Origin of the sequence: uncultured Microbulbifer sp. (assembly GCF_913055755.1) — a bacterium.
Taxonomy (GTDB): Bacteria; Pseudomonadota; Gammaproteobacteria; order Pseudomonadales; family Cellvibrionaceae; genus Microbulbifer.
In genome coordinates, this window is the sequence record NZ_CAJXKH010000032.1 from 1 (window position 1) to 25,630 (window position 25,630).

Annotated in this window: 20 protein-coding genes; 16 read left to right on the forward strand and 4 right to left on the reverse strand. The window is 58.9% G+C overall.

The window, feature by feature from the left end; translation table 11 throughout:
- The 6 genes from tig to QZ511_RS07495 all read left to right on the forward strand — a co-directional run.
- The coding region (tig, locus tag QZ511_RS07470) for a trigger factor (RefSeq protein WP_295801250.1) at nucleotides 1-857 on the forward strand (857 nt) is incomplete at its 5' end.
- A gap of 256 nt (nucleotides 858-1,113) precedes the next feature.
- The gene (clpP, locus tag QZ511_RS07475; protein WP_295801252.1) at nucleotides 1,114-1,758 is read left to right on the forward strand and encodes an ATP-dependent Clp endopeptidase proteolytic subunit ClpP; all 645 of its coding nucleotides are present in this window, start codon (nucleotides 1,114-1,116) and stop codon (nucleotides 1,756-1,758) included.
- A 241-nt stretch (nucleotides 1,759-1,999) separates the two neighbouring features.
- On the forward strand, nucleotides 2,000-3,295 hold the full coding sequence (gene clpX, locus QZ511_RS07480; protein WP_295801255.1) for an ATP-dependent Clp protease ATP-binding subunit ClpX: 1,296 nt from the start codon (nucleotides 2,000-2,002) through the stop codon (nucleotides 3,293-3,295).
- Between the two features lie 352 nt (nucleotides 3,296-3,647).
- Nucleotides 3,648-6,053 (forward strand): endopeptidase La, encoded by a 2,406-nt coding sequence (gene lon, locus QZ511_RS07485; RefSeq protein ID WP_295801257.1) that lies wholly within the window; start codon nucleotides 3,648-3,650, stop codon nucleotides 6,051-6,053.
- A 375-nt stretch (nucleotides 6,054-6,428) separates the two neighbouring features.
- Nucleotides 6,429-6,701 carry an HU family DNA-binding protein gene (locus QZ511_RS07490; RefSeq protein WP_160153901.1) on the forward strand — a complete coding sequence of 91 codons (273 nt, stop codon included), beginning with the start codon at nucleotides 6,429-6,431 and terminating at the stop codon, nucleotides 6,699-6,701.
- Between the two features lie 218 nt (nucleotides 6,702-6,919).
- Nucleotides 6,920-8,812 (forward strand): SurA N-terminal domain-containing protein, encoded by a 1,893-nt coding sequence (locus QZ511_RS07495; RefSeq protein ID WP_295801261.1) that lies wholly within the window; start codon nucleotides 6,920-6,922, stop codon nucleotides 8,810-8,812.
- Between the two features lie 83 nt (nucleotides 8,813-8,895).
- On the opposite strand, the gene QZ511_RS07500 is transcribed toward QZ511_RS07495, so the two are convergent.
- Together QZ511_RS07500 and gloB are read right to left on the reverse strand one after the other, a co-directional pair.
- On the reverse strand, nucleotides 8,896-10,470 hold the full coding sequence (locus QZ511_RS07500; RefSeq protein ID WP_295801263.1) for a LysM peptidoglycan-binding domain-containing protein: 1,575 nt from the start codon (nucleotides 10,468-10,470) through the stop codon (nucleotides 8,896-8,898).
- Between the two features lie 136 nt (nucleotides 10,471-10,606).
- Complete coding sequence (gene gloB, locus QZ511_RS07505) at nucleotides 10,607-11,365, reverse strand: hydroxyacylglutathione hydrolase (RefSeq protein WP_295801264.1); 759 nt, start codon at nucleotides 11,363-11,365, stop codon at nucleotides 10,607-10,609.
- 141 nt (nucleotides 11,366-11,506) lie between these two features.
- Between gloB and QZ511_RS07510 the strand changes: the two genes are divergently transcribed.
- The 3 genes from QZ511_RS07510 (at nucleotide 11,507) to dnaQ (ending at nucleotide 13,595) form a co-directional block, all read left to right on the forward strand.
- A complete protein-coding gene (locus QZ511_RS07510) occupies nucleotides 11,507-12,307 on the forward strand; it encodes a class I SAM-dependent methyltransferase (RefSeq protein ID WP_295801266.1) in 801 nt (266 codons plus the stop codon).
- A 120-nt stretch (nucleotides 12,308-12,427) separates the two neighbouring features.
- Nucleotides 12,428-12,865, forward strand: coding sequence for a ribonuclease HI (gene rnhA, locus QZ511_RS07515; protein WP_295801268.1), 438 nt, complete (start codon nucleotides 12,428-12,430; stop codon nucleotides 12,863-12,865).
- Between the two features lie 4 nt (nucleotides 12,866-12,869).
- Complete coding sequence (dnaQ, locus tag QZ511_RS07520; RefSeq protein ID WP_295801269.1) at nucleotides 12,870-13,595, forward strand: DNA polymerase III subunit epsilon; 726 nt, start codon at nucleotides 12,870-12,872, stop codon at nucleotides 13,593-13,595.
- A gap of 88 nt (nucleotides 13,596-13,683) precedes the next feature.
- On the opposite strand, the gene nhaB is transcribed toward dnaQ, so the two are convergent.
- Nucleotides 13,684-15,219 (reverse strand): sodium/proton antiporter NhaB, encoded by a 1,536-nt coding sequence (gene nhaB, locus QZ511_RS07525; protein ID WP_295801270.1) that lies wholly within the window; start codon nucleotides 15,217-15,219, stop codon nucleotides 13,684-13,686.
- 286 nt (nucleotides 15,220-15,505) lie between these two features.
- On the opposite strand from nhaB, the gene QZ511_RS07530 reads away from it, so the two are divergent.
- From QZ511_RS07530 to QZ511_RS07560, 7 genes are all read left to right on the forward strand, one after another.
- On the forward strand, nucleotides 15,506-17,203 hold the full coding sequence (locus QZ511_RS07530) for a hypothetical protein (RefSeq protein ID WP_295801272.1): 1,698 nt from the start codon (nucleotides 15,506-15,508) through the stop codon (nucleotides 17,201-17,203).
- A 66-nt stretch (nucleotides 17,204-17,269) separates the two neighbouring features.
- The gene (gene nudC, locus QZ511_RS07535) at nucleotides 17,270-18,079 is read left to right on the forward strand and encodes an NAD(+) diphosphatase (RefSeq protein ID WP_295801274.1); all 810 of its coding nucleotides are present in this window, start codon (nucleotides 17,270-17,272) and stop codon (nucleotides 18,077-18,079) included.
- A 77-nt stretch (nucleotides 18,080-18,156) separates the two neighbouring features.
- The gene (locus tag QZ511_RS07540) at nucleotides 18,157-18,807 is read left to right on the forward strand and encodes a cation/multidrug efflux pump (RefSeq protein ID WP_295801276.1); all 651 of its coding nucleotides are present in this window, start codon (nucleotides 18,157-18,159) and stop codon (nucleotides 18,805-18,807) included.
- Nucleotides 18,808-18,831: 24 nt separating this feature from the next.
- Complete coding sequence (sohB, locus tag QZ511_RS07545) at nucleotides 18,832-20,049, forward strand: protease SohB (protein WP_295801279.1); 1,218 nt, start codon at nucleotides 18,832-18,834, stop codon at nucleotides 20,047-20,049.
- 74 nt (nucleotides 20,050-20,123) lie between these two features.
- Complete coding sequence (locus QZ511_RS07550; RefSeq protein WP_295801281.1) at nucleotides 20,124-21,128, forward strand: YhdH/YhfP family quinone oxidoreductase; 1,005 nt, start codon at nucleotides 20,124-20,126, stop codon at nucleotides 21,126-21,128.
- A 175-nt stretch (nucleotides 21,129-21,303) separates the two neighbouring features.
- Nucleotides 21,304-22,566 (forward strand): patatin-like phospholipase family protein, encoded by a 1,263-nt coding sequence (locus QZ511_RS07555; protein WP_295801283.1) that lies wholly within the window; start codon nucleotides 21,304-21,306, stop codon nucleotides 22,564-22,566.
- Nucleotides 22,547-23,233 (forward strand): DUF4919 domain-containing protein, encoded by a 687-nt coding sequence (locus QZ511_RS07560; protein WP_295801285.1) that lies wholly within the window; start codon nucleotides 22,547-22,549, stop codon nucleotides 23,231-23,233. The genes QZ511_RS07555 and QZ511_RS07560 overlap by 20 nt, the downstream gene beginning before the upstream one ends.
- A gap of 45 nt (nucleotides 23,234-23,278) precedes the next feature.
- Here QZ511_RS07560 and QZ511_RS07565 read toward each other — a convergent pair whose 3' ends face one another.
- Nucleotides 23,279-25,573 carry an ATP-dependent helicase gene (locus tag QZ511_RS07565; protein ID WP_295801287.1) on the reverse strand — a complete coding sequence of 765 codons (2,295 nt, stop codon included), beginning with the start codon at nucleotides 25,571-25,573 and terminating at the stop codon, nucleotides 23,279-23,281.
- Between the last annotated feature and the right edge of the window lie 57 nt (nucleotides 25,574-25,630).

Genomic DNA, 25,630 nt, shown 5'->3' on the forward strand with positions numbered 1-25,630 from the left:
AAACCAAGCGCAAGGCGCAGAAGGGTGACCGCGTCACCATCGACTTCGTTGGTCGCAAAGACGGCAAAGAGTTCGAAGGCGGCAAGGCGGAAGGCCAGCAGCTGGTTCTGGGTTCTGGCAACATGATCCCGGGCTTTGAAGACGGCATCATCGGTATGAAGCCGGGCGAAGAAAAGGAAGTGGAAGTCACTTTCCCGGAAGACTACCAGGCTGAAGACCTGCGCGGCGCGAATGCCGTATTCACCATCAAGGTAACCGGTTCTGAAAAGCCGGAACTGCCGGAACTGAACGACGAATTCTTCGCGGCTTACGGCGTGGAAGAAGGCGGTGAAGACAAGTTCCGCGAAGAAGTGCGTGCAAACATGCAGCGCGAACTCAAGAATGCGGCGCTGAACAAGGTCAAGACCCAGGTCATGGACCAGCTGTTCGAAAAGCACCAGGTAGAAATCCCTGCGGCGCTGGTTGCCGGTGAAGTAAACACCCTGCGCGGCCAGATGGTTCAGCAGTTCGGTGGTCAGATCAAGCCGGAAGATGCGGCGCGTATGCTGCCTGACGCCATGTTCGAAGATCAGGCCAAGCGCCGTGTCGTGCTGGGTCTGGTTGTTGGCGAAATCGTCAAGGAAAACAAGATCGCTGTTGATGCTGATCGCGTTAAGGTTAAAGTGGAAGAGCTGGCCTCTACCTACCAGCAGCCGGAAGAAGTGGTCGAGTACTACTTCAACAACCGCGAGCTGCTGGCGGGCGTTGAGTCCGTTGTGCTGGAAGACCAGGTTGTGGACTTCGTGCTGGACAAGGCCAAGGTGTCCGACGTCGAAAGCACCTACGACGACGTGATCAAGCCGCAAAAGCAGGCTTGATCAGATAAAAACGGCCACCTCAGGGTGGCCGTTTTTTCTTCCGCTATCTCTCCGGACAGGATCTTATGCCCGTCGCATGTGATGGGTTAGTGTCCCACCTCTCTATCTCCTTGTCTCCAACTGTAACCACCGCGTCTGCTTACTGGCTTTATCGCGGCTGACCAGTTAAGCTCAGATTGATTGAATTTTTCAGGGATGTGTATTTTTTGCCCGCCCTGATCCCGCCAAATACGCCAAAAAAGGAAGCACCGTATCCATGGCATTTTTTGATTATCCCGCAAAAAAAGAAGAGATTATGGCCACCGGCGGCCTGGTTCCGATGGTGGTGGAGCAGACTGCCAGGGGTGAACGTTCGTTCGATATCTATTCGAGACTCCTCAAGGAGCGTGTCATTTTCCTGGTGGGACCGGTAGAGGATCACATGGCCAACTTGGTGGTGGCCCAGCTGCTGTTCCTGGAAGCGGAAAATCCGGACAAAGACATCCACCTGTATATCAATTCCCCCGGTGGTTCCGTCACGGCGGGCATGTCCATTTATGACACCATGCAGTTTATCAAGCCGGATGTAAGCACCATGTGTATCGGTCAGGCGTGCAGTATGGGCGCCTTTCTGTTGACCTCCGGGGCCGAAGGCAAGCGCTTCGCCACGCCGAACTCCCGGGTGATGATCCATCAGCCCAGTGGCGGCGCCCAGGGGCAGGCTTCGGATATCCATATTCACGCGCAGGAGATCCTCAAGATCCGTTCGCGCCTGAACGAGCTGATGGCCCACCACACCGGGCGTAGCGTTGCCGATATCGAGCGCGATACAGAACGTGATCACTTTCTCAGTGCCGACGAGGCCAAGGAATACGGTCTGGTGGATGATGTGCTGTCGCGCCGCGAAGCGCTGAGCAAATAGTACTGAAGGTGTCGCATCAGGCGACACCTGCAGCCTCCAAACAGACGTTTATCGGGTGTGACCTTTCGGTAGATGATGACCGAAAGGGCACACCCAGATCCCAGTGCGGATCGCACTGCCGCGGCAGGCCTGTTCGGCGCAAAACAAAAAAGCTTGAAAATCCTGCCAAAAGACCGCATCTTGCTAGTGAACCCCATTTGCCACCGCATTTCGGCTGGCTGTTAGACCACGGAGTACATTGATGACTGACCAGAGCAGCGGAGAAGAGAACGGCAAACTCCTTTACTGTTCCTTCTGTGGCAAAAGCCAGCAGGAAGTACGCAAGCTGATTGCTGGTCCCTCGGTATATATCTGTGACGAATGTGTCGAGCTGTGTACCGATATCATTCGCGAAGAAGTGCAGGATTCCGCAGATGGCGACGACAGCCGCCTGCCAACCCCGCAGGAAATTACCGAAATTCTCGATCAGTATGTCATCGGGCAGGCCCGCGCCAAAAAAGTGCTGGCGGTTGCCGTTTACAACCACTATAAGCGCCTGCGCAATGGCAAGGGTGTGAAGGGCAAGGAAGACGTCGAACTCGGCAAATCAAACATCCTGCTGGTAGGCCCCACCGGTAGCGGTAAGACGCTGCTGGCGGAAACACTGGCGCGACTGCTGAACGTACCCTTTACCATTGCCGACGCCACCACCCTGACCGAAGCCGGTTATGTCGGTGAAGACGTCGAGAACATCATTCAGAAGCTGCTGCAGAAATGCGATTACGATGTGGAGAAGGCCCAGCAGGGCATTGTGTACATCGATGAAATCGACAAGATTTCTCGCAAGTCCGACAACCCGTCCATCACCCGCGATGTATCCGGTGAGGGTGTCCAGCAGGCGCTGTTGAAGCTGATCGAGGGCACCGTGGCCTCTGTGCCGCCGCAGGGTGGACGCAAGCATCCCCAGCAGGAGTTCCTGCAGGTAGACACCTCCAATATCCTGTTTATCTGTGGCGGTGCCTTTGCCGGTCTCGACAAGGTCATCCGCGACCGCTCCGAGAAAGGTGGTATCGGATTCGGTGCGGAAGTGAAATCCAAGGACAGCAAGAGCAACTTCGGTGAAGTGCTGCTGGACCTGGAGCCGGAAGATCTGGTGCGTTACGGCCTGATTCCCGAATTTGTCGGCCGCCTGCCGGTGACCGCTACCCTGGAAGAGCTGGACCGCGCCGCCCTGGTGCAGATTCTGACCGAGCCCCGCAACGCCCTGACCAAGCAGTACGCAAAGCTGTTTGATATGGAAGGTGTGGAGCTGGACTTCCGTCCCGACGCCCTGGATGCGGTGGCCAACAAGGCCATGGAGCGCAAGACCGGTGCTCGCGGACTGCGCTCTATCATGGAGTCGGTACTGCTGGAGACCATGTATGACATCCCCTCCATGGACAACGTGGCCAAGGTCGTGATCGACGAGGCGGTGATCAAGGGCGAATCTGCACCGCTGCTCGTGTACGAGCAGGCAGAGGCCCAGCAGAAGCAGCAGAAGGCCGCACCGGAGGAGTAACTCTTCCCGCCGGTTGCAAAAAGCCCCGTTTCGGGGCTTTTTTTATGTCCAGTCGTTCAGAATTTGGTCGCTGGCGCAGTGAGTAATCGTCCGGTTGGTTTCCGCGACAGGCGTCCGTACTGTTCTTTCATTGGCCAATCCTGAAGTATTTTCTCCCGAACGGGCCGTTACCCGCCTCCTGAATTAAACTTATTTTGCTGCCGAGCCCCGTTCAGACTTGTTATTCTGGGGGCTGCCCCCAATTAACCTCTGAAATGGCGAAATATTGCAGGGCTGTGGTTTTCATGCAGCGCTGACCAGAATGCCAGTAAACCGGCGGCCAATTGCCGCCGCGAGGGCCGAGAGGAGTTTTATGGACCAGCCATCCGATACCCTGAACGAATACCCACTGTTACCCCTGCGCGATGTGGTGGTGTACCCGCATATGGTGATCCCGCTGTTTGTCGGCAGGGAAAAATCCATCGATGCTCTGGAAGACGCCATGCGCACGGACAAGCAGGTGCTGCTGGTGGCCCAGCGTCAGGCGTCCGAAGATGATCCGGGGGCCGAGGATGTCTATCGCGTCGGTACCATTGCCAGCGTGCTGCAGTTGCTGAAACTGCCGGACGGTACCGTCAAGGTGCTGGTAGAGGGTGGACACCGCGTCAAGATCGAGGAGATCAAGGAAGGCGAGGGGCATTATCGTGCCAGCGTCAGTGACCTCGAAACCGAAGATTTGCCGGAGGCCGAATCCGAGGCACTGGTGCGCTCGGCCATGTCCCAGTTTGAGCAGTATGTCAGCGTCAGCAAAAAGGTGCCGAACGAGGTGATCACCTCCCTGTCCGGCATCGATGAGCCCGGGCGCCTGGCAGATACCATCGCTGCGCATATGTCACTGGATCTGCCGCAGAAGCAGGAGCTGCTGGAAACCGTTTCCGTCAAAGAGCGGCTGGAACACCTGCTGGGCCTGATGGATTCCGAGATCGACCTGATTCAGGTAGAGAAGCGCATCCGCGGTCGCGTCAAAAAGCAGATGGAAAAGAGCCAGCGCGAGTACTATCTCAACGAGCAGATGAAAGCCATCCAGAAGGAACTGGGTGAGATTACCGAAGAGCCGAACGAGATCGAAGATCTCGAAAAGAAAATTGCCGAGTCGGGCATGTCTGCCGAGGCGGAAAAGAAAACCCGCGCAGAACTCGGCAAGCTGAAAATGATGTCACCGATGTCTGCAGAAGCGTCAGTGTTGCGCAGTTATATCGACTGGATGCTGAGCGTTCCCTGGAAGAAAGGCAGCCGTGTTCGCCACGACCTGATCAAGGCGGAAGAGATCCTTAACAAGGACCACTACGGCCTGGAAGAGGTCAAGGAACGTATCCTCGAATACCTCGCGGTGCAAAAGCGGGTGAAAAAGGTCAAGGGCCCGATCCTCTGTCTGGTTGGACCTCCCGGGGTGGGTAAGACATCCCTGGGTGAATCCATTGCCCGCGCCACCAACCGTAAATATGTGCGCATGGCCCTGGGCGGTGTGCGCGATGAAGCGGAGATCCGCGGTCACCGTCGCACCTATATCGGTTCGCTGCCAGGCAAGCTGATCCAGAAAATTTCCAAGGTCGGAGTGAAGAATCCGCTTTTCCTCCTCGACGAGGTGGACAAAATGGGTATGGATCACCGCGGTGATCCGGCATCTGCGCTGCTGGAAGTGCTCGATCCCGAACAGAACAAGTCGTTCAACGACCATTACCTGGAAGTGGATTACGACCTCTCCGATGTCATGTTCGTGTGTACTTCCAACTCGATGAACATCCCGGGCCCACTGCTCGATCGGATGGAAGTAATCCGTATTCCCGGCTACACCGAGGATGAAAAGCTGAATATTGCCCAGCGCTACCTGGTGCCCAAGCAGCGCAAGGCGGCGGGGCTGAAGCCGGAAGAGCTGGAACTGAGTGACGACTCGGTGCGGGATATTGTGCGCTACTACACCCGCGAGGCGGGGGTGCGTGGCCTCGATCGCGAAGTGGCGAAAATCTGCCGCAAAATCGTTACCGAGCACGTGCGTAAAGCTTCCACCAAAAAGATGGTAGTGGGGCCCGAGCAGCTGGAGGAGTTACTCGGCGTGCGCAAGTTCGATTTCGGTCGTGCGGAAGATGAAAACAAAATCGGCCAGGTTACCGGCCTTGCGTGGACCGAAGTGGGTGGCGAATTGCTCACCATCGAGGCATCCGCAGTGTCGGGCAAAGGGCGGGTAATCAAGACCGGCTCCCTGGGCGATGTGATGCAGGAGTCTATCCAGGCTGCCCTGACCGTCGTGCGCGCACGCTCGCAGGCCCTGGGTATTGCACCGGATTTCCACGAAACCCGGGATATCCATATCCACGTACCGGAAGGTGCAACGCCCAAGGATGGTCCCTCGGCAGGTATCGCCATGTGTACGGTGCTGGCGTCGGTGCTGACCAATATCCCGGTGCGCTCGGATGTAGCCATGACCGGTGAGATTACCCTGCGCGGTGAAGTGCTCCGCATTGGTGGTCTCAAGGAAAAGTTGCTGGCGGCGCATCGCGGCGGGATCAAGACCGTATTGATCCCTGCGGACAATGAGCGTGACCTCAAGGATATTCCGGACAATATCCAGCAGGATCTGGTGATCAAGCCGGTCAAATGGATAGATCAGGTATTCGAGTACGCATTGGAGCGGGTGCCCAGTGCACTGAGTGACGAAGAGTACTCGGCCCTGCAAAAGCAGGCCGAGGAGCGCTCCCAGCGGTCTGTGCAGACCCATTAACCTGCAGTGAAAGCGATCTGCCGGCAGTGGCCGGCAGGTCGTTCCTTTTCGCCAAATCTTTGCTTGCTAGCCTGTGCCCCGGTCGCGTAAAGTGCGCCCCTTGGCATTTGGTGGGGTGGCTCCAGCTTAAAAAATGAACTTGCCGGATAAAGCCTGAACAAGTGTGCCTTAATTTTGTCCAACTCCCCGCAAAGCCGCGTGGTTCCTTGACCCGCTAACAGGCAGTTGGTATAAATCGGGGCTTATTGCGCTGCGGACAGCCCCGCAGGCGCATGAAAACCGAGTGCAAATTGCATGAGAAGATGCCCCCGGGGAGGGGCGTTCGAACACCTAGATACATACCTAGAAACCTAGAAAAGAACAGAGGGATATAGCGTGAACAAGTCCGAACTGATCGAAGCCATTGCCGCATCTGCTGACATTCCGAAAGCAGCCGCTGGCCGCGCTCTGGACGCCATGGTAGAAAGCATCACCGACGCACTGAAAAAAGGAGATCAGGTAGCGCTGGTTGGCTTTGGTACCTTCGCGGTTAAAGAGCGTGCGGCTCGCACCGGTCGCAACCCGCGCACCGGCGACCCGATCGAAATTGCAGCAGCTAAAATCCCGAACTTCAAAGCCGGTAAAGCTTTGAAAGATGCGGTAAATTAAGAAGCCTCGTAATCACCGAAGCTTCAAAGGGGCGTATCACTTGGATGCGCCTTTTTTGTTTCTGAATTTTCATTTTTGATATTGTGATTTTCCTGCTTGTGAATCACCGCCGGGCAACGGCTGAATACATCACCGGTTACGTAGAAAACAAACTGGTGAAGTAATAATAATCAATGATTCACGAGTGAATTGTGTAAGAGTTAATTTCGGAGCTGAATATGCTTCAGTCCATGCGCGACAACCTGAAGGGTACCGCTGCAGTCATCGTTGCAGCTTTTTTCGGATTTATTATGGTCATCGGTGGGATCGACTTCTTCACCGGTGCCAGTGGCGGTTCTGCCGACAAGGTTGCGGAGGTCAATGGCGAGAAAATCTCCAATGGCGATCTGCAACGCGCGATCCAGAATCGCCGCAGCGCGATCGAGAGCCAGTACGGCGATAGCGTGCCCTCTGACCTGTTGACCGACGAACAATTGCGTGCACCGGCCCTGCAACAACTGGTGAACACTTCGGTCATGCGCCAGGCGGCGCAGGCCAGCGGTATGGTGATGAGTACCGCCGCAGTGGATAAAGAAACCGTGCAGATGCCCGTATTCCAGATCAACGGGCAGTTCAATGAACAGATGTACCGCGACGGGTTGCGTCGTATGGGTTACAGCCCTGCCGGATTCCGCCAGCTGCTGGAGCAGGACCTGGTCATGCAGCAGTATGCGGGTAGTGTGGCTGACAGCGCATTTACCACGCGCAAGAACGCCGAGCAGATTGTGGAAGTCTCCATGGAAGAGCGCGATTTTGACTATGTCACGCTGCCGGTTGCGCCGCTGCTCAACGACATTACCGTGGGCGATGACGAGATCCAGGCCTATTACGAGGAAAATCAGCAGTCATTCCAGCGCCCGGAGCAGGTTGCGGTGGAATATATCGAGCTGAAGCCGGAATTGTTTGCGGCCAATATCGACATCGCCGAGCAGGACGTGCGTGCGCAGTACGAGCAGGAAGCGAAGAGCTTCAGCGCCAAACCCCGCCGGCACGCTGCCCATATCCTGATCGAAAACGCGGACGAAGCTGCGGGCCAGGAAAAGGTTGCGGAAGTGCAGTCAAAGCTGGCCGCTGGCGAGGACTTCTCTGAGCTGGCCAAGCAGTATTCCGACGATATCATTTCCCGCGAAGAGGGTGGTGATGTCGGTTTTACCGGTGGCGATGTGTTCCCGGAAGAATTTGAGGATGCACTGGCGGCGCTGGAAGTGGGTGCGGTGTCCGCTCCGGTGAAAACCGATGCGGGAACCCATTTCATCAAGCTGCTGGAGGTTGCAGACGCAGAGGCTCCGTCCTTTGAGGAGCGCAAGGCGGCAATCACCGCACAACTGCGCGGTGCTGTGGCCGAGCGTGAGTTCGTGGATGCGCTGAGCCGCCTCGGGGACTTGGCGTACAACGCGGAAACCCTGGCAGAGCCGGCGGAGGCGCTGGGCGTTCAGGTACAGAAATCCCCGCTGTTCTCCCGCAACGGTGGCCCGGGCATCGCTGCCGACAGCAAGGTTCTCGCTGCCGCATTTGCCCCGGAAGTGCTGGAAGACGGCATGACCTCCGATGTGCTGAACCTCAATGAGAACCACGCCGTGGTGCTCAAAGTGGTGGAGCACAAGCCCGCAGGCGTTAAAGACCTGGCTGAGGTTCGCGAGCAGATTGTCGATCGCCTGAAGCGTGACAAGGCCAGCGAGCAATTAATCGCCAAAGCCCGGGAAATCCAGCAGCAGCTGGAAGCTGGCGCGGAGTTTTCAGAAATCGCCAGTAGCGAAGAGCTGACCCTCGAAACCAGTGACAAAACCCGTCGCGGCGGCTTTGGCGCTCGCGGAGAAGTGGTCAATCACGTGTTTGAGATGTCCGCGCCGAAACCCGGTGCGGAAGTGGAAGAGCACTTCGCTGCTCGCAATGGCGATCAGGTGGTGGTGCAGTTGCGCGCGGTACGTCCGGGCAAACTGTCTGCACAAAGTGCCGAGCAGCGCGATGCGCTGATGCAGCAGCTGGCATCCATGCAGGGTTCTGCGGAACTGGCAGCGATGCAGAAGTACCTGAGAAGCAAGGCGGATATCGAGATAGCAGCCAGCGAATAACTGGCCGATCGAGAGACATAAAAAAACCGGCGTTTCGCCGGTTTTTTTATGTCTGCGGTTCGAGAATTACCGGCTGCGTAAAATCAGCCACTCGCGGCACTGTCGACAAACAGGGTCAGTCTCTGGCCCGGCTGCAGATAGGTTTTTTTGTTGATTTTGTTCCAGCGTACGATATCGCTGATATCAATGCGGAACTTGCGCGCAATGCGGTACAGGGAGTCCCCGTTGCGCACTCGATAGGAGAGCTTGCGGGTGGTGCGGCTCTGTTGTTCGCTGCTGCTGCCACCGCTGTTGTACGCGACGAGTTTGCGGCCGGGGCGCAGGGTGTCGCCGGGTGCCATGCTGTTCCAGCTTGCCAGCTCCCGTACCTTGACGTTCATGGTGCGGGCAATTCCCCAAAGGGTATCGCCGGGGCGCACGGTATAGCTGGTCTTGCGGCCGCTGCCGGAGCTCTGGCGACGGTTCACGCGCTGGTCGATGGCGTAGGCATACTCCGCATTCGGCCCGGAGGCGCTGGGAATCAGCAGGGTCTGGCCGGCGCGGATATTGCTGCCGCGGAGTTTGTTGGTTTGCTGGATCGCCGCGATGGTGGTTTCGTAGCGCCGGGCGATCACAGACAGGGAGTCGCCACGGGCAACCTTGTACCGCTGCCAGGTCACCCGCTGATCGGCGGGCAGTGTGGCCAGCTTCTCCATAAACTGTTCGCGTTTGTCTGCGGGAATCAGTAGGCGGTGGTTGCCGTTCGGATCCGTGGCCCAGCGGTTATAACCGGGATTCAGCAGGTGGAGTTCCTTGACCTCAATGCCGGCGAGCTCGGATGCCTGGGCCAGGTCAATCTGGCTGCCCACATTCACCACCGCGTAATAGGGGCTGTTGTCGACGTTGTGCAGGGGAACCTGGTACTTTTCGGGGTGCGCTACCACTTCCGCCAGTGCCAGCAGCTGCGGTACGTAGCTGCGGGTTTCCCGCGGGAGTTTCAGGTCCCAGAAGCTGGTGCCCTTGCCGCGGCGTTTGTTGCGTTCGATGGCCCGGCGCACGGTGCCTTCACCGGCATTGTATGCGGCCAGTACGAGTAGCCAGTCGCCGTCGAATTTAGCTGCCAGGTAGTTGAAGTATTCACTGGCAGCGCGGGTGGATTCCACCACGTCGCGGCGCCCGTCATACCACCAGTTCTGGTGCAGTCCGAACGAGCGCCCGGTGGCGGGAATGAACTGCCACATGCCGGAGGCCTGGGCGTGGGAATAGGCAAAGGGATCGTAGGCGCTTTCGACAACCGGCAGCAGGGCGAATTCCAGGGGAACATTGGCCTGCTCCAGCTGCTCTGCCACATGGAAGATGTAGCGGCGGGAGCGCTCGGTCACGCGGGACATGTAGCCCTGATTACTGGAGAAGTAATTCACGTAATCCTGGACTTTGTCACGCTTCAATTCACGTTGCAAAGTGAAGCCGCGGCGCAGTCGCTCCCAGATATCGCTCGGGGGCAGGGCCGGTTCGGCGGATTGCAGGATATTGCGGCTGATTTCTTCTGACGCCTGGCTGATGCTGGCGTCGATTTCAGTTGCGTCCGATGCAATGCCTGTGTCCGGCGCAGTTTCCAACTGTGCGCAGGCCCCCACTGCTGCAGCCAGTACTGCAACAGCAAATTTCTTGTAAACCATGCTGGTTGTCCGCGAGTCTGTCGTTATCTTTCTTCCCGAGCGCTTATATCAATTCGTTTTTCCGAACGCGCTTGAGGTTTGAATTGTAATTGTCTGATTCTAAAGAGCTGACTTGGTTCCGGTCAATGCAATTTGGTCAAAAATTGTCCTTCCAGTGGCGTAAAGTGGCGAAAATTTCAACAGGTCCTGCATCCTCGGCAGCGCCCCGTTGAATCGCCTGACGGCGGACCGCCGCCTCGCCGCAACGCAAAAACGGGTTGGTGTCCTGCTCCAGCTGGATGCTGGAGGGCAGGGTGGGCCTACCCTGGTGTCGCAGCTCCTCGGCGGCAGCCACTCTCGCCCTGATCGCCTCGTTATCCGGTTCCGCCGCCGAAGCGAACTTCAGGTTGGCGAGGGTGTACTCGTGGGCGCAGTACACCCGCGTATCCGGCGGAAGCTCGGCGAGCTTGCCGAGGGAGCTGTACATTTGTTCCGGGGTACCTTCAAACAATCGCCCGCAACCGGCAGCGAACAGGGTGTCGCCACAGAATAGATGGTATTTGCCCGCTTCGCGCAAAATAATGGCAATATGATCCAGGGTATGCCCGGGCACAGAGATTACTGTTGCGCCAACATCCAGTAATGTGAACTGGTCACCATTCTCCAGGGGGTGGCTGACGCAGTCGATGGATGCGGGGCCAAACACCGGGCATTGGTAGCGCGCCACCAGGTCGGCGACACCTCCGGTGTGGTCGAAGTGGTGGTGGGTGACGAGAATGCCGGCCAGTTTATTGGCCCCGAGTGCGTCAACCACCGGCGCGGCATCGCCGGGGTCGACCACCCAGTGTTCATCATTTCGTTGCAGGTGCCAGATATAGTTATCGCTGAATGCAGGTATCGGGTTGATTGTGATCATTGATGCTGGCCGCTAACCTAGGGCGAGAAAGTCGTGAATACGCAACCATAACACAGTGTGCGGGTCCCCAATTGGCTGTGCGGCGCCGAATGCTGCACAGGCGGGCGCCCCGGGTACAGGACGTCATCCCAGAGGAGAGCTATGGAGCGCAAAGGCTTGTTCGGCCGCCGGCGCGAGGTGTTGCCTTCGTTGGCGCAATCGTATGCAGAGTTGACCGAGTGGTTTTCCAGTGCCCTGGGGCAGGAGTTGCTTACCCAGCAATTGGCGCTCGCACAGCCACTGGTGGAGCGCCTGTTCGGTTACCACCTGATGCAGGCGGGTGTGGCGCCCCAGGTCGACTTTGCCGCCTGCAGCCGGATCAATCACCGTTTCCGGCTCAGTCCGTGTTTGGGGGGCGGCGCGGCACAGGTTGAATTCGATCAGTTACCGCTGCCTTCCGAATCCATTGATGTGGTGATTTTGCACCACCTGCTGGACTTCGCCCCGCACCCGCATCAGGTGCTGCGCGAGGCAGCCCGGGTGTTGATACCCGGTGGTCACCTGGTGCTGATCGGCTTCAACCCCTTCTCGCTCCTGGGAATGAGCCGTCTGCTGCGCTCGGCTAGCCCCTACCAGCGGGGAAACCAGCTGCGGGCGGCGCGTATTGCGGACTGGATGCACTTGCTCGACCTGCAGGCGGGAACCGTGGAACGGGGCTTTTTCCGCTGGCCGCTGCAGCACCGCGAGCTGCTGGCCAAAACCTCCTGGATGGAGCGAATGGGGGCTCGCTGTCACTTACCCTGGGGTGGCTTTTACGTCATTGTCGCGCGCAAGGAAGTGGTGCATATGCGCACCCTGAAAATCAACTGGGGCAGCGACAAGAAGCCGGTGCTGACTGCGGTGCCCAGCAGTCCTCGCGTTGCCGCCCGGCACAGGCACCACAGGCACCGCCGCGACCGCTGAGTTACCGCGGGCTCACCTGGCTCCCTTCTGCCCACTCCCTTCTGGTAATATCCGTCGTGGTTGCGGCCGTCGGGGCCGCAGTATGTCTTTATCGATTTTCACAAGTTCCAAGAGCCGGATTTGAAACAAGTAACGATCTACACCGATGGCGCCTGCCGGGGCAATCCCGGGCCGGGGGGCTGGGGCGTATTGCTGATGAGTGGCAGTGCAGAGAAAGAGTTGTGTGGCGGTGAGGCCCTGACCACCAACAATCGTATGGAGTTGATGGCGGCCATCCGCGCCCTGGAGGCTCTGAAGCAGCACTGTCGTGTGGACCTGCATACGGATTCTCAGTACGTCCGTCAGGGGATTACCGGCTGGATTCACAACTGGAAACGCAATGGTTGGAAAACCGCGAACAAAAAGCCGGTGAAAAATGCCGACCTGTGGCAGGAACTGGATGCGGCCATCGGCCATCACGAGGTGCACTGGCACTGGGTAAAGGGCCACGCCGGGGACCCCGGCAATGAGCGCGCCGATGCGCTGGCCAACCGCGGCATAGATGAACTGGGGGAATAAGGTAGTGCGTCAGGTAGTTCTGGATACGGAAACCACGGGTCTGGACCCCAAGACTGGGCACCGGATTATCGAAATCGGCTGTGTCGAGCTGATCAATCGCAAGCTCACTGGGCGTCATTACCACCAGTACATCAATCCCGAGCGGGAGGTGGATGACGGGGCGATTGAAGTCCACGGCATCACCAACGAGTTTCTGGCGGACAAGCCGGTTTTTGCGCAGATCGCCGACGAATTTATGGCGTTCTGCGAAGGCGCGGAACTGGTAATTCACAATGCGCCTTTCGATGTGGGCTTTATCAATGCCGAGCTGAAGCGCCTGCGCAGTCCCCGCTGGCAATCGGTCGCCGCCCACTGCAGTGTGCTGGATACGCTGGCGCTGGCGCGGGAGAAGCACCCGGGGCAGAAAAACAACCTGGACGTGCTGTGTAAACGGTATTTTGTCGATAATTCCCAGCGCGACCTCCACGGCGCTCTGCTCGATGCCGAGATTCTTGCGGACGTCTATCTGGTAATGACCGGTGGGCAGACGGATCTGGCATTGGCGGGGAACGACGGCAGTGGTGATGACGGCGAGGAAAAGCGCGAGCAGCAAGCTGAGGTCGGCTCCATTCGCCGGCTGTCGGCGGATCGGGCGCCGCTCAACGTGGTGCGCGCTTCTGCGGACGAGCTGGGCGCACATGAGGAAATGCTGGCATTGCTGGAAAAGTCAGCCGGCAAGCACTTCTGGTAATCGTGTCGTGGCGGCGTGCCGTCGGAGAATCAAAAAAGGGGCCTATAGGCCCCTTTTTTAGCTGTTGATGTTTTGTTGACAGAAATTGTCAGAGCGCAAAAACAACACAGCTGAGCGCGACTACCGTCAGCACAACAGTGTAGGGCAGGGCCATCACCACCATGCGTCCGTAGGAGAGCCTGATCAGGGGCGCCAGCGCAGAAGTCAGCAGGAACAGGAATGCCGCCTGTCCATTGGGGGTGGCCACGCTTGGCAGGTTGGTGCCGGTGTTGATGGCAATGGCCAGCTTGTCGAAATGCTCCCGGGTGATGTCGCCCGCCGTCAGTGCGGCCTTGACCTCATTGATATATACGGTGGCAACAAACACGTTGTCACTGATCATCGACAGTATGCCGTTGGCGAGGAAAAGCATTCCCGGTTGCTGTGCAGGTTCGAGACCCAGAACAAAATGGGTGACCGGCTCAAACAGGTGCTGTTCGTGAATCACCGCAACAATGGCAAAAAACACCACCAGCAGGGCGGTAAAGGGCAGCGCTTCCTCGAACGCATGGCCGATGCGGGCTTCCTGTATCACGCCATTGAACGAGGTCAACAGCACGATGACCATCAGGCCGATGATGCCCACCTCGGCAACGTGAAACGCCAGGGCCAGCACCAGGAGTACTGCGACAATACCCTGCACCCACAATTCCACGATGTCGCCGCGGGTGCGCTTGCGTTCCTGTTCCTGAGAAAAGCTCGCCAGTACTTCACGCACGGCGTCCGGCAGTTTGGCGCCGTAACCGAAAAGTCCGGATTTCTCTAGCAGCACGCAGGTAATCAGGCCGGCAGCAAAAGCGGGCATGGTCACCGGGGCCATATTGACGAAGAACTGGACAAACTCCCAGCCTGCCTTTTCCGCAATCAACAGGTTCTGTGGCTCCCCCACCAGGGTGCACACGCCGCCCAGTGCGGTACCCACGGCACCGTGCATGATCAGGCTGCGAAGGAAAGCGCGGAACTGATCCAGGTCGGAGCGGTGGTATTCCACCACGTGGTCGTCACTGGCGTGGTCGTGCTCGTGGTGTGCCTGCCGGTTGGAGGCCACCTTGTGGTAAACCGCGTAAAAACCCACCGCAACGCTGATCAGTACTGCGGTTACCGTGAGCGCATCGAGGAAGGCGGACAGGATTGCCGCAACGCCGCAAAACAGCAGGGACAGCGCCGTTTTCGAACGTACGTTTATCAATAGTTTGGTGAAAACAAACAGCAACAAATTCTTCATGAAGTAGATGCCGGCCACCATGAACATGAGTAGCAGGATCACTTCAATGTTGTCTGAAACCTCGTGGTAGACGGATTCGCTGCTGGTCATGCCCAGCAGTACCGCTTCAATCGCCAGCAGGCCACCCGGCTGCAGCGGGTAGCATTTCAGGGCCATCGCCAGGGTGAAAATAAACTCTCCAATCAGCGCCCAGCCGGTAACAAACGGACCGGCGGTGTAGAGCAGGAGGGGATTGATGATCAGGAATGCGGCGATGGTGAGCTTGTACCAGTCCGGCGCCTCGCCGAGAAAATTCTCGGAAAATGCGCGGCCGAAGCCACTGCTTGCAGAAGTTGGCATGGTGTCTTGGTAGGTGTTCATTATTGGTGACTTCCTTGGGTCTTCGTGAGCGCACACCGGCGGTAGCGTGACGAATCAGCGGAAACGCTACCCAGTTCGGCAGAAAAATTCAATTGGATTTACCAATTTCCCGGTATTGTGGTGACTGCCATCGGTGATTTTGTCGATCAATCGGTAGAAATTCCGCCGAGAAAGCTGGATTCTTGAGCGGTTTGGTATAAATTGCCCAGTTCCCCTGTGATTCATGTGCTGTACGGATTGCATGACAGGGATTGGATACAAGAGAACAATTGCAGCGGTGTAGGCAATGACTGAATTGCGCGAAATCAATCTGACTTCTGTCAGCCTGGTCAAAGAAGAGCTGGTAGCGAGTATCGAGTCCGCAACCGGATATCTTGACCAGTTCGCCGCGGATCACGCAAACAAGGCGGCACTGGAACAGTGTATTCACGGCTTGCGGCAGGTGACCGGCGTGCTGCAGATGGTGCAGTTGAAGGCGGCGGAACTTCTGGCCCAGGAAATGCTGACGGCCATGGGGGATATCCTGCAGGATCGCCAGCCGTCGCCCGCGGAGCTGCTGGAGGCCGTGGGCACGGCCTACTATGTGCTCACCCGGTATCTCGATTTCGTGCAGAACCGGGCCACTTCCCGGCCGGAACTGCTGATCCCCTACATCAACAGCCTGCGCCTGGCGCGGGCGCAGGCGCCGGTACCCGAGAGTCATTTCCTGCACTGCCGCGCAGATGCGACGGTGCCGGGGGCCGTTTCTTCCGCGGTCATGTCGGAAGATCTCAAGACTTTTGTCCGGCGCTTTCGTCACATGTACCAGGTGGGCCTGCTGGCACTGCTCAAAGGCAAGCCCCGGGGGCCGGCCTACACCATGATGGCGCGGGCATTACAGCGTATTGCCAGTGTCTGCGCCGGGCGCCCCAATGGCCGGCTGTGGTCGGTTGCCGGGGCCGCCCTGAACGGTATGGCGAGCCGCGAGATGCTTGTGAACCGGTCCCGGGTGATGGTGTTCAGCATGCTCGACCGCAGATTGCGAACCATCTGCCGCGACGGAGATGCGGCGCTCGACCAACCGGCTCCGCCGGTGCTAATCAAGGAGTGCCTGTACTGGCTGGCGCTGTCTGGTGCCGGCGGGCAGGGGGCGAAGCTGCTGCAGTCCTTCGGGGTGCGCGAACTTTCCTACCGGGAGCCGGAACTGGAGCGCGACCGCGCCAGCCTGGGCGGTCCCGGTGCCACTGCCATCGCCGCGGTGGCCGGGGCTCTGGATGAGGAGTTGTCCGGTGTGCGCCGCATGTTGGACGATGCCGAGGTGATCGGCACTTCGGGCCTGAGCGAAGACGGTGGGCTGGTGGATACCCTGCGCCGCATAGCCAATACCCTGATCCTGCTCAACTTCAAACGCATTGGCGAGCAACTTGCCAGCGCCACCGCCAACTACCAGAGCGTGGCCGCGGCTGGAGGCCGGGTTGCGGACCAGGCCCTGCAGCAACTGACGGCGCAGATCCTCGCCGTGGACAGCACCATTCGTGCACTGCGCCAGAGTAGTTGCATTGAACTGGATGAATCCGGCCATGCGGATATCGCCCTCGATCGCAGCCAGCTGGCAGAGGCGGAACTGGCGGTACTCAAGGAGGCCGAGGCGGGGCTGTCGCTGATCAAGCGGGCGCTCGCCTCTTACGCGGAGTCGGGCTTTGACCACGGTCATATCCGCAATGTGGCCACCACCCTGAACAGCGTGCGCGGCGGGATGATCGTGCTCAGCCTGGGGCGGGCGGCAGCCGTTGTGGAGCGCCTTACCCACTTTGTCGAAGCGGTCATCGATCAGAAAACCGTCGCCCCGGGGGTCGATCAGCTGTTGGAAATCTTCGCCGACGCCATCATCAGCCTCGAATACTACCTCGGTGAGGTGAAGTTGCATCGCAAGGCGGATATGCAGTCCCTGGACCTGGCGGTGGAAAGCCTCGAGGCGCTCGGCTATCCGGTGGAGGTTGCCTGAGACCGTGCCCATGGTGCAGTCTATTCTCCGGTGAAACCAGAGCCGGTAGGGGTGCGGGACCAGTCCATGAATGAATTCCTTCCTGCAGGCAGGGTCTTGCCCCTGCCTGAGTTCCATTGGCATATCGTCATTTCCGGCAATGAGCTGCTGTGCGCCGGTGACGGCCTGTTGCATGCGGATATTTCCGTTGCCGGCCCGGAGATTGCCGCCAGTCACTATCTCGGTGACTTGGGGGGTAAAGCCTGCGGTGTGCATCACCTGCCCCGGCAGATAGCCTTGCCCGGCTGCGAATGGCGGGGCCTCAGGAGTCTGCTTGGCATCGTCAGTGAATCAGAATTTGGTCTCGCCAGCCGCGCCATGCAGGTGATCAACTGGGATCGGGACCACCGCTACTGCGGTCGCTGTGGTGCGCAGACCGCCTATCATCCCCGGGATCGCGCCCGCACCTGCCAGCGCTGCGACTTTGCGGTATACCCGAGAATTTCCCCCTGTGTCATCATGCTGGTTACCCGCGGCGACGAGTGCCTGCTGGCGCAGCACAGCCACCACCGCCGTCAGTTGCTGACCGCATTGGCGGGATTTATCGAGCCGGGAGAGAATGCGGAGCAGGCTCTGGTGCGGGAAGTCAAAGAGGAGGTGGGGCTGGAAGTGGGGGCCGTGCGCTATATCGGCAGCCAGTCCTGGCCATTTCCCGGTCAGTTGATGATTGGTTTCCTGGCGGAGGTCAGCGGGGGAGAGCTGCGGCCGGACAGATCGGAAATCAGTGCGGCACACTGGTATCACCGGGACAGGTTGCCGCAAGATATTCCGCCGGCACAGACGCTTTCCGGGCAGCTGATTCGGACCTTCGCCAGGCAACAGGCGGCGGATCAGTAATTTCCCGGGGACTGCGTGCAGATTATTTTTATAACAGCATTCTCCACCATTAGAGGGTCGGGAGGAAACGGTTAACAATGTATATCGCCATCACATTTGTCATCGCATTCATAGCCTTGCTGCTGGTTTTCTGGGGCGGCAGGATTCTGCTGAAAGGAAATTGGTTCCTGGGCTTTTTACGCGGCGCCCTGGGGCTGCTGCTGTTGGGCGGCGCACTGCTGATCGTACTGGTAGCGCTGGACGTATACAGCTATCGCAACCTGGCGGAGGAGCACAGCGTCGGCACCGTGTCGTTCGAGCGCCTGGGCTCGCAGCATTACATGGTCAAATTCTCCGATGAGGATGGCCTGGCACAGGAGTTTGAACTATACGGCGACCAGTGGCAGCTCGATGCCCGAATGCTCAAATGGAAGGGACCGCTGGCGCGCTGGGGGGTGCATCCGGCATACCGCCTGGACCGACTCAGTGGCCGCTACCTGACCCTGCAGGACGAGCGCGACAAAGAACGTTCGGTATATGCCCTGGCGGAAAGTGACCACGGGGTGGATGTGTGGCGTTCCCTGCGAAACCTGGGCAACCGCCTGCCGGTGGTCGACGCGGTATACGGTAGTGCCACTTTCCTGCCAATGCAGGATGGTGCGGTTTACGAAGTGCGAATCAGCCATACCGGCCTGCTCGCACGGCCGCTCAACAATCAGGCGCAATCCGCGCTGAATGAGTGGCAATAACACAAAAAGGGAATCGGGGGATTAGTGGAGTTTCTCAGTGATTACGGCCTGTTTCTGGCCAAAGTGGTAACCATCGTTGCGGCAATCCTGGTGGTGATCGGTTTTATCGTTGCCAACCGGTCCCATATGAAAGATCGCGATCCGGGGCATATCTCGGTGACCAAGCTCAATGACCGCTACGACGATATGAAAGAGTCTCTGCTGGAGGCGGTAATGGACAGCGGTGACTATGCGCATCGTCGCAAGTTGCACGACAAGGAAAAGAAGGCGGAAGGCAAGGCGCTGGCGAAAAAACGCAAGGCGGAGCTGAAGGCGGCGGAGAAAGAAAAAAAGCAGGCTGCGAAAAATACCGCTGCCGGCGAGTCCCGCGAAGTTGCGGTGCCGGAACAGGCGCAGGCGGATGCGGAAGCGGGTATTGAGGAAGGGAGTGAAAATCTCCCGGGCAAGGGCGACGCCGAGGTGACTTCCTCCGGGGCGGAGCGCAAACGACTGTTCGTAATTCACTTCGATGGTGATATCAAGGCCAGCGCGCTCAGTCATTTGCGCGAAGAAATTACCGCAGTTTTGCAGGTGGCCACGAAGGACGACGAAGTGGTGGTCTGCCTGGAGAGCCCCGGCGGTATGGTGGCCAATTACGGCCTGGCGGCGAGTCAGCTGGCACGGGTCCGCAGTGCCGGGGTGAAACTGACCATCGCCGTCGACAAGGTGGCCGCGAGTGGTGGCTATATGATGGCCTGTGTGGCGGATCGCATTCTCGCTGCGCCATTTGCCATGCTGGGGTCTATCGGCGTGGTGGCCCAGTTGCCGAATTTCCACCGTCTGCTGCAGCGCAACGATGTGGATTTCGAGCTGTTTACTGCCGGCGAATACAAACGCACCGTCACCATGTTTGGTGAGAATACCGCCGAAGGCAAAGAAAAATTCCAGAGCGACCTGGAAGAAATACACACGCTCTTCCAGCATTTTGTTGCCGATTATCGGCCGCAGCTGGATGTGGCCAAGGTGGCGACGGGCGAAGTGTGGTTTGGCAAGCGCGCAGTGGAGCTGAACCTGGTGGACGAGCTGAAAACTTCCGACGAGTACCTGACCGGGCGCGCGGAAAATGCGGATCTGTACCAGGTGGAGTACAAGGAAAAACAGAATATCGCTAAGAAAATTGGTATCGCCGCCCAGGCCGGGGTGGAGTCTGCAATCTCGCGCACTCTCTCCCGGCTGGCCGCCTGGCGCCACCAGGCCCAATAAACCGATAGTGTGAATCGGGCAGAGAGTGAGCCGGGCGGTGTGTAAACCGCCGGCATAAATACAAGGACGTAACGATGGCTGACAACACATTTCGCGCAATGCTGGTCGAAGAGGTCGCGGCGGGTAAATACGATCAGACAATCGTAGAGCGCAAGCCGCAGGAATTGCCCGCGCACCCGGTAGTCGTGGCGGTGTCTCACTCTGCTCTCAATTACAAGGATGCGCTGTCCGCTTTCGGCAATCGCGCGGTAACCCGCGAGTATCCCCATACCCCGGGCATCGACGCCGTGGGGTCGGTTCTCAGTGACGCCAGCGGCACCTTTGCGGTGGGCCAGCAGGTACTGATCACAGGTTACGATCTCGGCATGAATACCGCCGGTGGACTGGCGGAGCGGATTGCGGTGCCGCCGGAATGGGTGACGCCACTGCCGCAAGGGCTCACGCCCCGGGAGGCAATGATTCTTGGTACCGCGGGGCTTACGGCCGCGCTGTGCCTGGAAAAACTGCTGGAAGCAGGGGCGCGGCCGGAAGACGGCGAGGTACTGGTGACCGGTGCCACCGGCGGCGTGGGTTCCATTGCCGTGGCTCTGCTGGCGAAACAGGGCTTTCGGGTGGCAGCGGTCACCGGCAAACTGGAGTCGGCGGAATTCCTCACCGGCCTGGGTGCCTGGAAGGTGCTGGACCGGGAAACCCTGGCGCCGTTTGCCAATAAGGCCATTGCCAAGCCCCTGTGGGCCTGGGCGGTGGATACCGTGGGGGGCGAGACCCTGTTCAATGTGATCAAGGCGCTCGCCTACGGCGGCGGTGTTGCCGCCTGCGGCATGGCATCCGGTGCCCAGTTCCAGGCCAATGTGTTCCCGTTTATTCTGCGCGGTATCAGCCTGCTGGGGGTGGACAGTGTCGAGTTGCCCCTGGACAAGAAAGCGGCGGTGTGGAAAAAACTGGCCGGTGACTGGTATATCGGGGAACAGCTGGAAAAAATCGCCGAGGATATTTCCCTTGATCAGGCGCCGGAATTTCTCGCACGGCTGCACCGCGGCCACGGTATCGGGCGTTATGTGGTGGATATGGGGCGTTGAATCACGCACCTGCCCGGGTGGATCAAGTGCTACATCCTGCGAGTACCCGCGCGCCAGCCGCGCGTAGCGCTGCTATGCTGAATAGCCCTCAAAAGTTATGCTGTTGGGACTGTTTGACTATCAGTCCGATTTTGGTGCAAACCTGTTTCAATTATTGTCAGATCGGTAGCAAGTTTTGTCGGTAAACAACACGCCACCTCCGCAGATCGCCAACGCCGGCGCCCTGGTGCTATCCGGGGGCGGCGCGCGTGCGGCGTATCAGGTGGGGGTACTCAAGGCGCTGGCGGAGCTGACTCCGGAAAGCGAGCCCCACCCGTTCAAGATCATCTGCGGCACCTCTGCCGGCGCGGTGAATGCGCTGTTGCTGGCGTCCCATCCCGGCACCTTCAAGGAATCTGTGGCACGGTTGTGCAACCTTTGGATGGGGCTGACCGTGGACAATATTTATCGCAGCAACTGGACGAGTCTCCTGGGCAATATGGCCACCATCACCCGCTCCTTGTTCAATCACGGGGTGGCCCGTCGCAAACCGCTGGCACTGCTGGATAACACGCCGCTGCGCGAGCTGGTGAATGACAGCATTCCATTTGCCAATATCCAGCGGAACATTGATGAGGGGCGATTGCGTGCGGTGAGCGTGACCGCCATGTCCTACAACCAGGGGGAGTCCGTCAGTTTCTTCCAGGGCGGCGAGGACGTGACGGAGTGGCGGCGCTTTCGCCGTTGTGGCGAGCGCACCACCCTGTGTGCCGATCACCTGATGGCATCGGCGGCCATCCCGACACTTTTTCCCAGTGTGAAAATCGGGGATGAATATTTTGGCGATGGCGCCGTGCGCCAGCTCGCGCCGATCAGCCCGGCACTGCACCTGGGCGCCAGCCGGGTATTTGTGGTGGGGGTTTCGGACAACCGCTCACCGGTACACTGGGGCAAGCGTCGCCAGGTAGCGAAACACTCCCCGTCAGTGGCGCAGATTGGCGGACAGTTGTTTAACGCGGCCTTTATCGACAGTCTCGAGGGCGACCTGGAGCACCTGGATCGGGTAAACCTGTTGCTGGATGCGGTGGACAAGAAGGGCCTGGACGGCCTGGCGCCGTTGCGGCCGGTGGAATCTGCGGTGATTGAACCCAGCCAGAGCCTGGACCGGCTCGCGGGCCGCAAAGTGCGCTATTTGCCCCCGGCACTGCGCTGGCTGTTTCGCTCCACCGGTGCTACAACTTCTGGCGGTGGTGCATCTGCTGCCAGTTACCTGTTGTTCGAGAAACCTTACCTCGGCGAACTGGTCGAACTCGGGTACCAGGACGCCATGTGGGAGCGGGAAAAACTGCGTGATTTTCTCCGCCCGCGCAATCAGTTGGTTGAGGTCGAACAAAGACGCCTATTTGGAATCCGGGTCAAACCCGCAGCGGAAGCAAGTAATGACAATCCTGCACAATAAATGTATTTCCCGTGGTTTTCTGCTCCTGTGTGCTGCCCTGCTGGCAGCCTGTGCGGGGCAGGGCGGCGATACTGCCGGCAGCGGCGCCGACACGGTTTTGCGCCAGCCCGAGGACAGTGAATATCGCCGCCTGCTGGTTGAGGCGCAGCAGTTGTCGTTTACGCTGGATTTCAACCGGTTGCGGGAGGCCTTCGTTAAATCTTCCGAATACAACCCCTATGGTGGCGTCAAACTCAAATGGCTGCCGGAGGCCTACAAGTCCGTTGAGGAAGGCGATTTTGATGCCTGCCTGCAAAATGTCGGCAAGGTACTCGAATACAATTACATGAGCCTGGAAGCGCATATGATCGGAGTTGTGTGCAGCGGGCAGAAGGGGGCATTCGAGCAGGAAGATCGCCACCGCTATATGGTGGAGGGCCTGATGAATTCCATCGAGAACAGCGGTGATGGGCGGTCCCAGGAAAGTGCTTTCACCACCATCAGTACCTCCGAGCTGCGCGGCTTTGTACGTCTCAAGGGACTGCAGGTACTGGATCAGTCCATCGTCTACGACAAGCAGGGCATTTACGACAAAATGCAGGTGCGGGACCCGGAATCCGGTGACGAGTATGCGCTGTATTTCAATGTCAGCCAGCAGTTTGTACGAGACCAGCAGGCGGCCAACTGAGTGGCATCCTGCGCGATGATTCCCCCCCCTGGGCGGGCATTTGGCTCACAGCAGAAACGGTGACAGCCTGGCCCAGTCAAACCGCCGTGTCTGGCGGTCGCTGAACAGGATTTCCACCCGGTCATCCTCCCACTTCACCACCCTGCCGTAGCCCAGTTTCTGGTGCCGGATGCCTTCCCCCAGTTGCGGCCGGCGCAGTGCTGCTCGGGGTGCCTCCACGTCCGGGTTGTAATTGCAGGCATCCAGGTATCGGATTGCCAGCCGGGTCACCGGTATCTGGGTGGTGATTTTTTCCGGCCTTTCCCGCAGCGTTTCCGCCAGCAGTGTGCTGAGAGGTAACTGCATCTCCTCAATAAACAGCGATGGCCTCTGCTCCTGGGATGTGGGGTCGGTGGCTGCCGGTTGCGCGGGCACGCTATTGCTCTGTGGCGTCAGCAGGTAGAGCTGGCGGCGCGCGCGGGTCATGGCGACGTACATCAGGCGGCGCTCGCTTTCGGTGGACGCCGGGGTGGTGAAATCCCGCTGCGGCTGGTATGGCATATTGTGCACCGTGAGGGAGGGGATGATCACCTGGTCCCACTCCAGCCCCTTTGCCTGGTGCATGGTGGTGATCTGGATCGCGTCAGCCTCCCGCGCTTCGCCGTCACCCTCCTGCCGCTGATCCTGTTGCCGGTGTTGCTGCTGCAGTTCCTGCAGGTGGCCCAGCGCCTCTTTAGGTGGCAGCCGCAGCTGGTCCAGGTACTGGCAGAACGCAAGGATGGTCTGCTGGCGCTCTTCCCCCTGCTGCCGGGTAAAACTGTCTTCGGCAATTCCGCTGAGGTAATCCAGGTCGCTTAACTGCCTGCGCAGCAACTCGCCCGCGTGTCCCCGCCACTGTTCTATCTGGGTCAACAGCTCCGCCCGTTGCCGCAGGCGTTTGCACTGGGGCTGGCTGAGGTTGTCGGGGGTGTTTTTCAGCAATGCCTTGCCCCAGCCGCGGTCTAGTGGCGCCACCGCGTCGCACAGGGGTTCCAGTGCCGCGCGGGAAATTCGGATATGCGGCGCGGTCAGCCACTCGTAGAGTCCCTGGCTGCGGCGTTTCGGTGTCTGTTCGGCAAAACGCCCGGCGGCGATATTCAGGCTCCAGAACAGTGGGCGCAGCTCCCGCCGCGACAGTACGGTATTGCGGTTGCCCGAGCGGTAGGGGATGTTGTTGGCCAGCAGGGCGAGCTCCAGTGGCGCCGCCAGTGACCACAGCCGCACCAGTACCGCGATTTCCTTTAGCGGTAACCCCTGTTTGCGGCAGCGGCGCACATGTTCCACCAGCCATTTTCCCTCGTTGCCGGTGGCTACCTGCTGGATATCGGTGTCTGCATCCGGTTTGTCGGAAATGCAGAAAATATCCGCGCGCTCGCGGTTGTTCCCGATAAAGTGATTGGCTGCCAGCGACAGGCTGTGGCCATAGCGGAAAGTGCGGCTCAGGCGGTAGACGTTCGAGGGAGGAAAATCGCCATCGAACAGTTTCAGCAAAAATGCCGGGCGCGAGCCGCGCCACTCATAAATGGTCTGGTCGGGGTCGCCGATGGCGATGACATTGCCGGATTTACCGTAGAGCACCCGTAACAGATAGTGCTGGATTTCATTGATGTCCTGATACTCGTCGACCAGGATGTCCTGGTAAAAACTGCCGTATTGCTCTGCGATATCCGCGCGCAGGCTGAACAGGATTGCCGGGTCGTAGATCAGGTCGGCGTAGGTGACCGCGCTCTGTTTCTGTCGCCAGTCCTCGAAGTGGCGAAACACCTTCAGGAAATACATGTACTCATCGCCGAGTTTGAGCTGCTGGAATGCGCTCAGGTCGCCGGTGAGCAGGGTTTTGGTGTAGTCGATAAAAAATTCCGCGGCCTCGGTTTCCGACTGCTTGCGCGCGCGAATGTCTTCCAGTTCCGCCGGTGGCGCGCAGGCTTCAATGGCCTTCCAGATCTGCAGCTGTACCAGTGACTGGGGCAGGGGGGTGAGATTGGCGCGGGCGATGTGGCCGCGGGCAATCATCTGCTGGTACAGGCGGTAGCCGAGACTGTGGAATGTCTGTACCGGCGGCATCCGTCCACTGCACAGTTTCTGCAGGCGAGCTTGAAAGTCATCCCGCGCACTGCGGTTATACATGACGGTGAGTATGCGCTGGGGATCGGTGCCCGAGTGCAAGCGGTTTTTGATGTAGTGCAGCAGTGCAGTGGTTTTGCCGGATCCGGCGACGGCGATGATCTTCGCGTGTCCGCCGGGATGGTCGGCTATGGCCTGTTGCTCTTCCGTGAGCTCTTCCGTGGTCTCTTTTGCGAGATGGGACGCGTCGCCTGCCATGAATACTCTGTATCGCCGTAAATAAATACACTGTAAAACACTGGATATATTGCCAGT

What these genes read in the sequence shown, in the direction of transcription:
- clpP (WP_295801252.1), top strand. Translation starts at nt 1,114, where the DNA reads ATGGCATTTTTTGATTATCCCGCAAAAAAAGAAGAGATTATGGCCACC.
- clpX (WP_295801255.1), top strand. Translation starts at nt 2,000, where the DNA reads ATGACTGACCAGAGCAGCGGAGAAGAGAACGGCAAACTCCTTTACTGT.
- lon (WP_295801257.1), top strand. Translation starts at nt 3,648, where the DNA reads ATGGACCAGCCATCCGATACCCTGAACGAATACCCACTGTTACCCCTG.
- QZ511_RS07495 (WP_295801261.1), top strand. Translation starts at nt 6,920, where the DNA reads ATGCTTCAGTCCATGCGCGACAACCTGAAGGGTACCGCTGCAGTCATC.
- QZ511_RS07500 (WP_295801263.1), bottom strand. Translation starts at nt 10,470, where the DNA reads ATGGTTTACAAGAAATTTGCTGTTGCAGTACTGGCTGCAGCAGTGGGG.
- gloB (WP_295801264.1), bottom strand. Translation starts at nt 11,365, where the DNA reads ATGATCACAATCAACCCGATACCTGCATTCAGCGATAACTATATCTGG.
- QZ511_RS07510 (WP_295801266.1), top strand. Translation starts at nt 11,507, where the DNA reads ATGGAGCGCAAAGGCTTGTTCGGCCGCCGGCGCGAGGTGTTGCCTTCG.
- nhaB (WP_295801270.1), bottom strand. Translation starts at nt 15,219, where the DNA reads ATGAACACCTACCAAGACACCATGCCAACTTCTGCAAGCAGTGGCTTC.
- QZ511_RS07530 (WP_295801272.1), top strand. Translation starts at nt 15,506, where the DNA reads ATGACTGAATTGCGCGAAATCAATCTGACTTCTGTCAGCCTGGTCAAA.
- nudC (WP_295801274.1), top strand. Translation starts at nt 17,270, where the DNA reads ATGAATGAATTCCTTCCTGCAGGCAGGGTCTTGCCCCTGCCTGAGTTC.
- QZ511_RS07540 (WP_295801276.1), top strand. Translation starts at nt 18,157, where the DNA reads ATGTATATCGCCATCACATTTGTCATCGCATTCATAGCCTTGCTGCTG.
- QZ511_RS07550 (WP_295801281.1), top strand. Translation starts at nt 20,124, where the DNA reads ATGGCTGACAACACATTTCGCGCAATGCTGGTCGAAGAGGTCGCGGCG.
- QZ511_RS07560 (WP_295801285.1), top strand. Translation starts at nt 22,547, where the DNA reads ATGACAATCCTGCACAATAAATGTATTTCCCGTGGTTTTCTGCTCCTG.
- QZ511_RS07565 (WP_295801287.1), bottom strand. Translation starts at nt 25,573, where the DNA reads ATGGCAGGCGACGCGTCCCATCTCGCAAAAGAGACCACGGAAGAGCTC.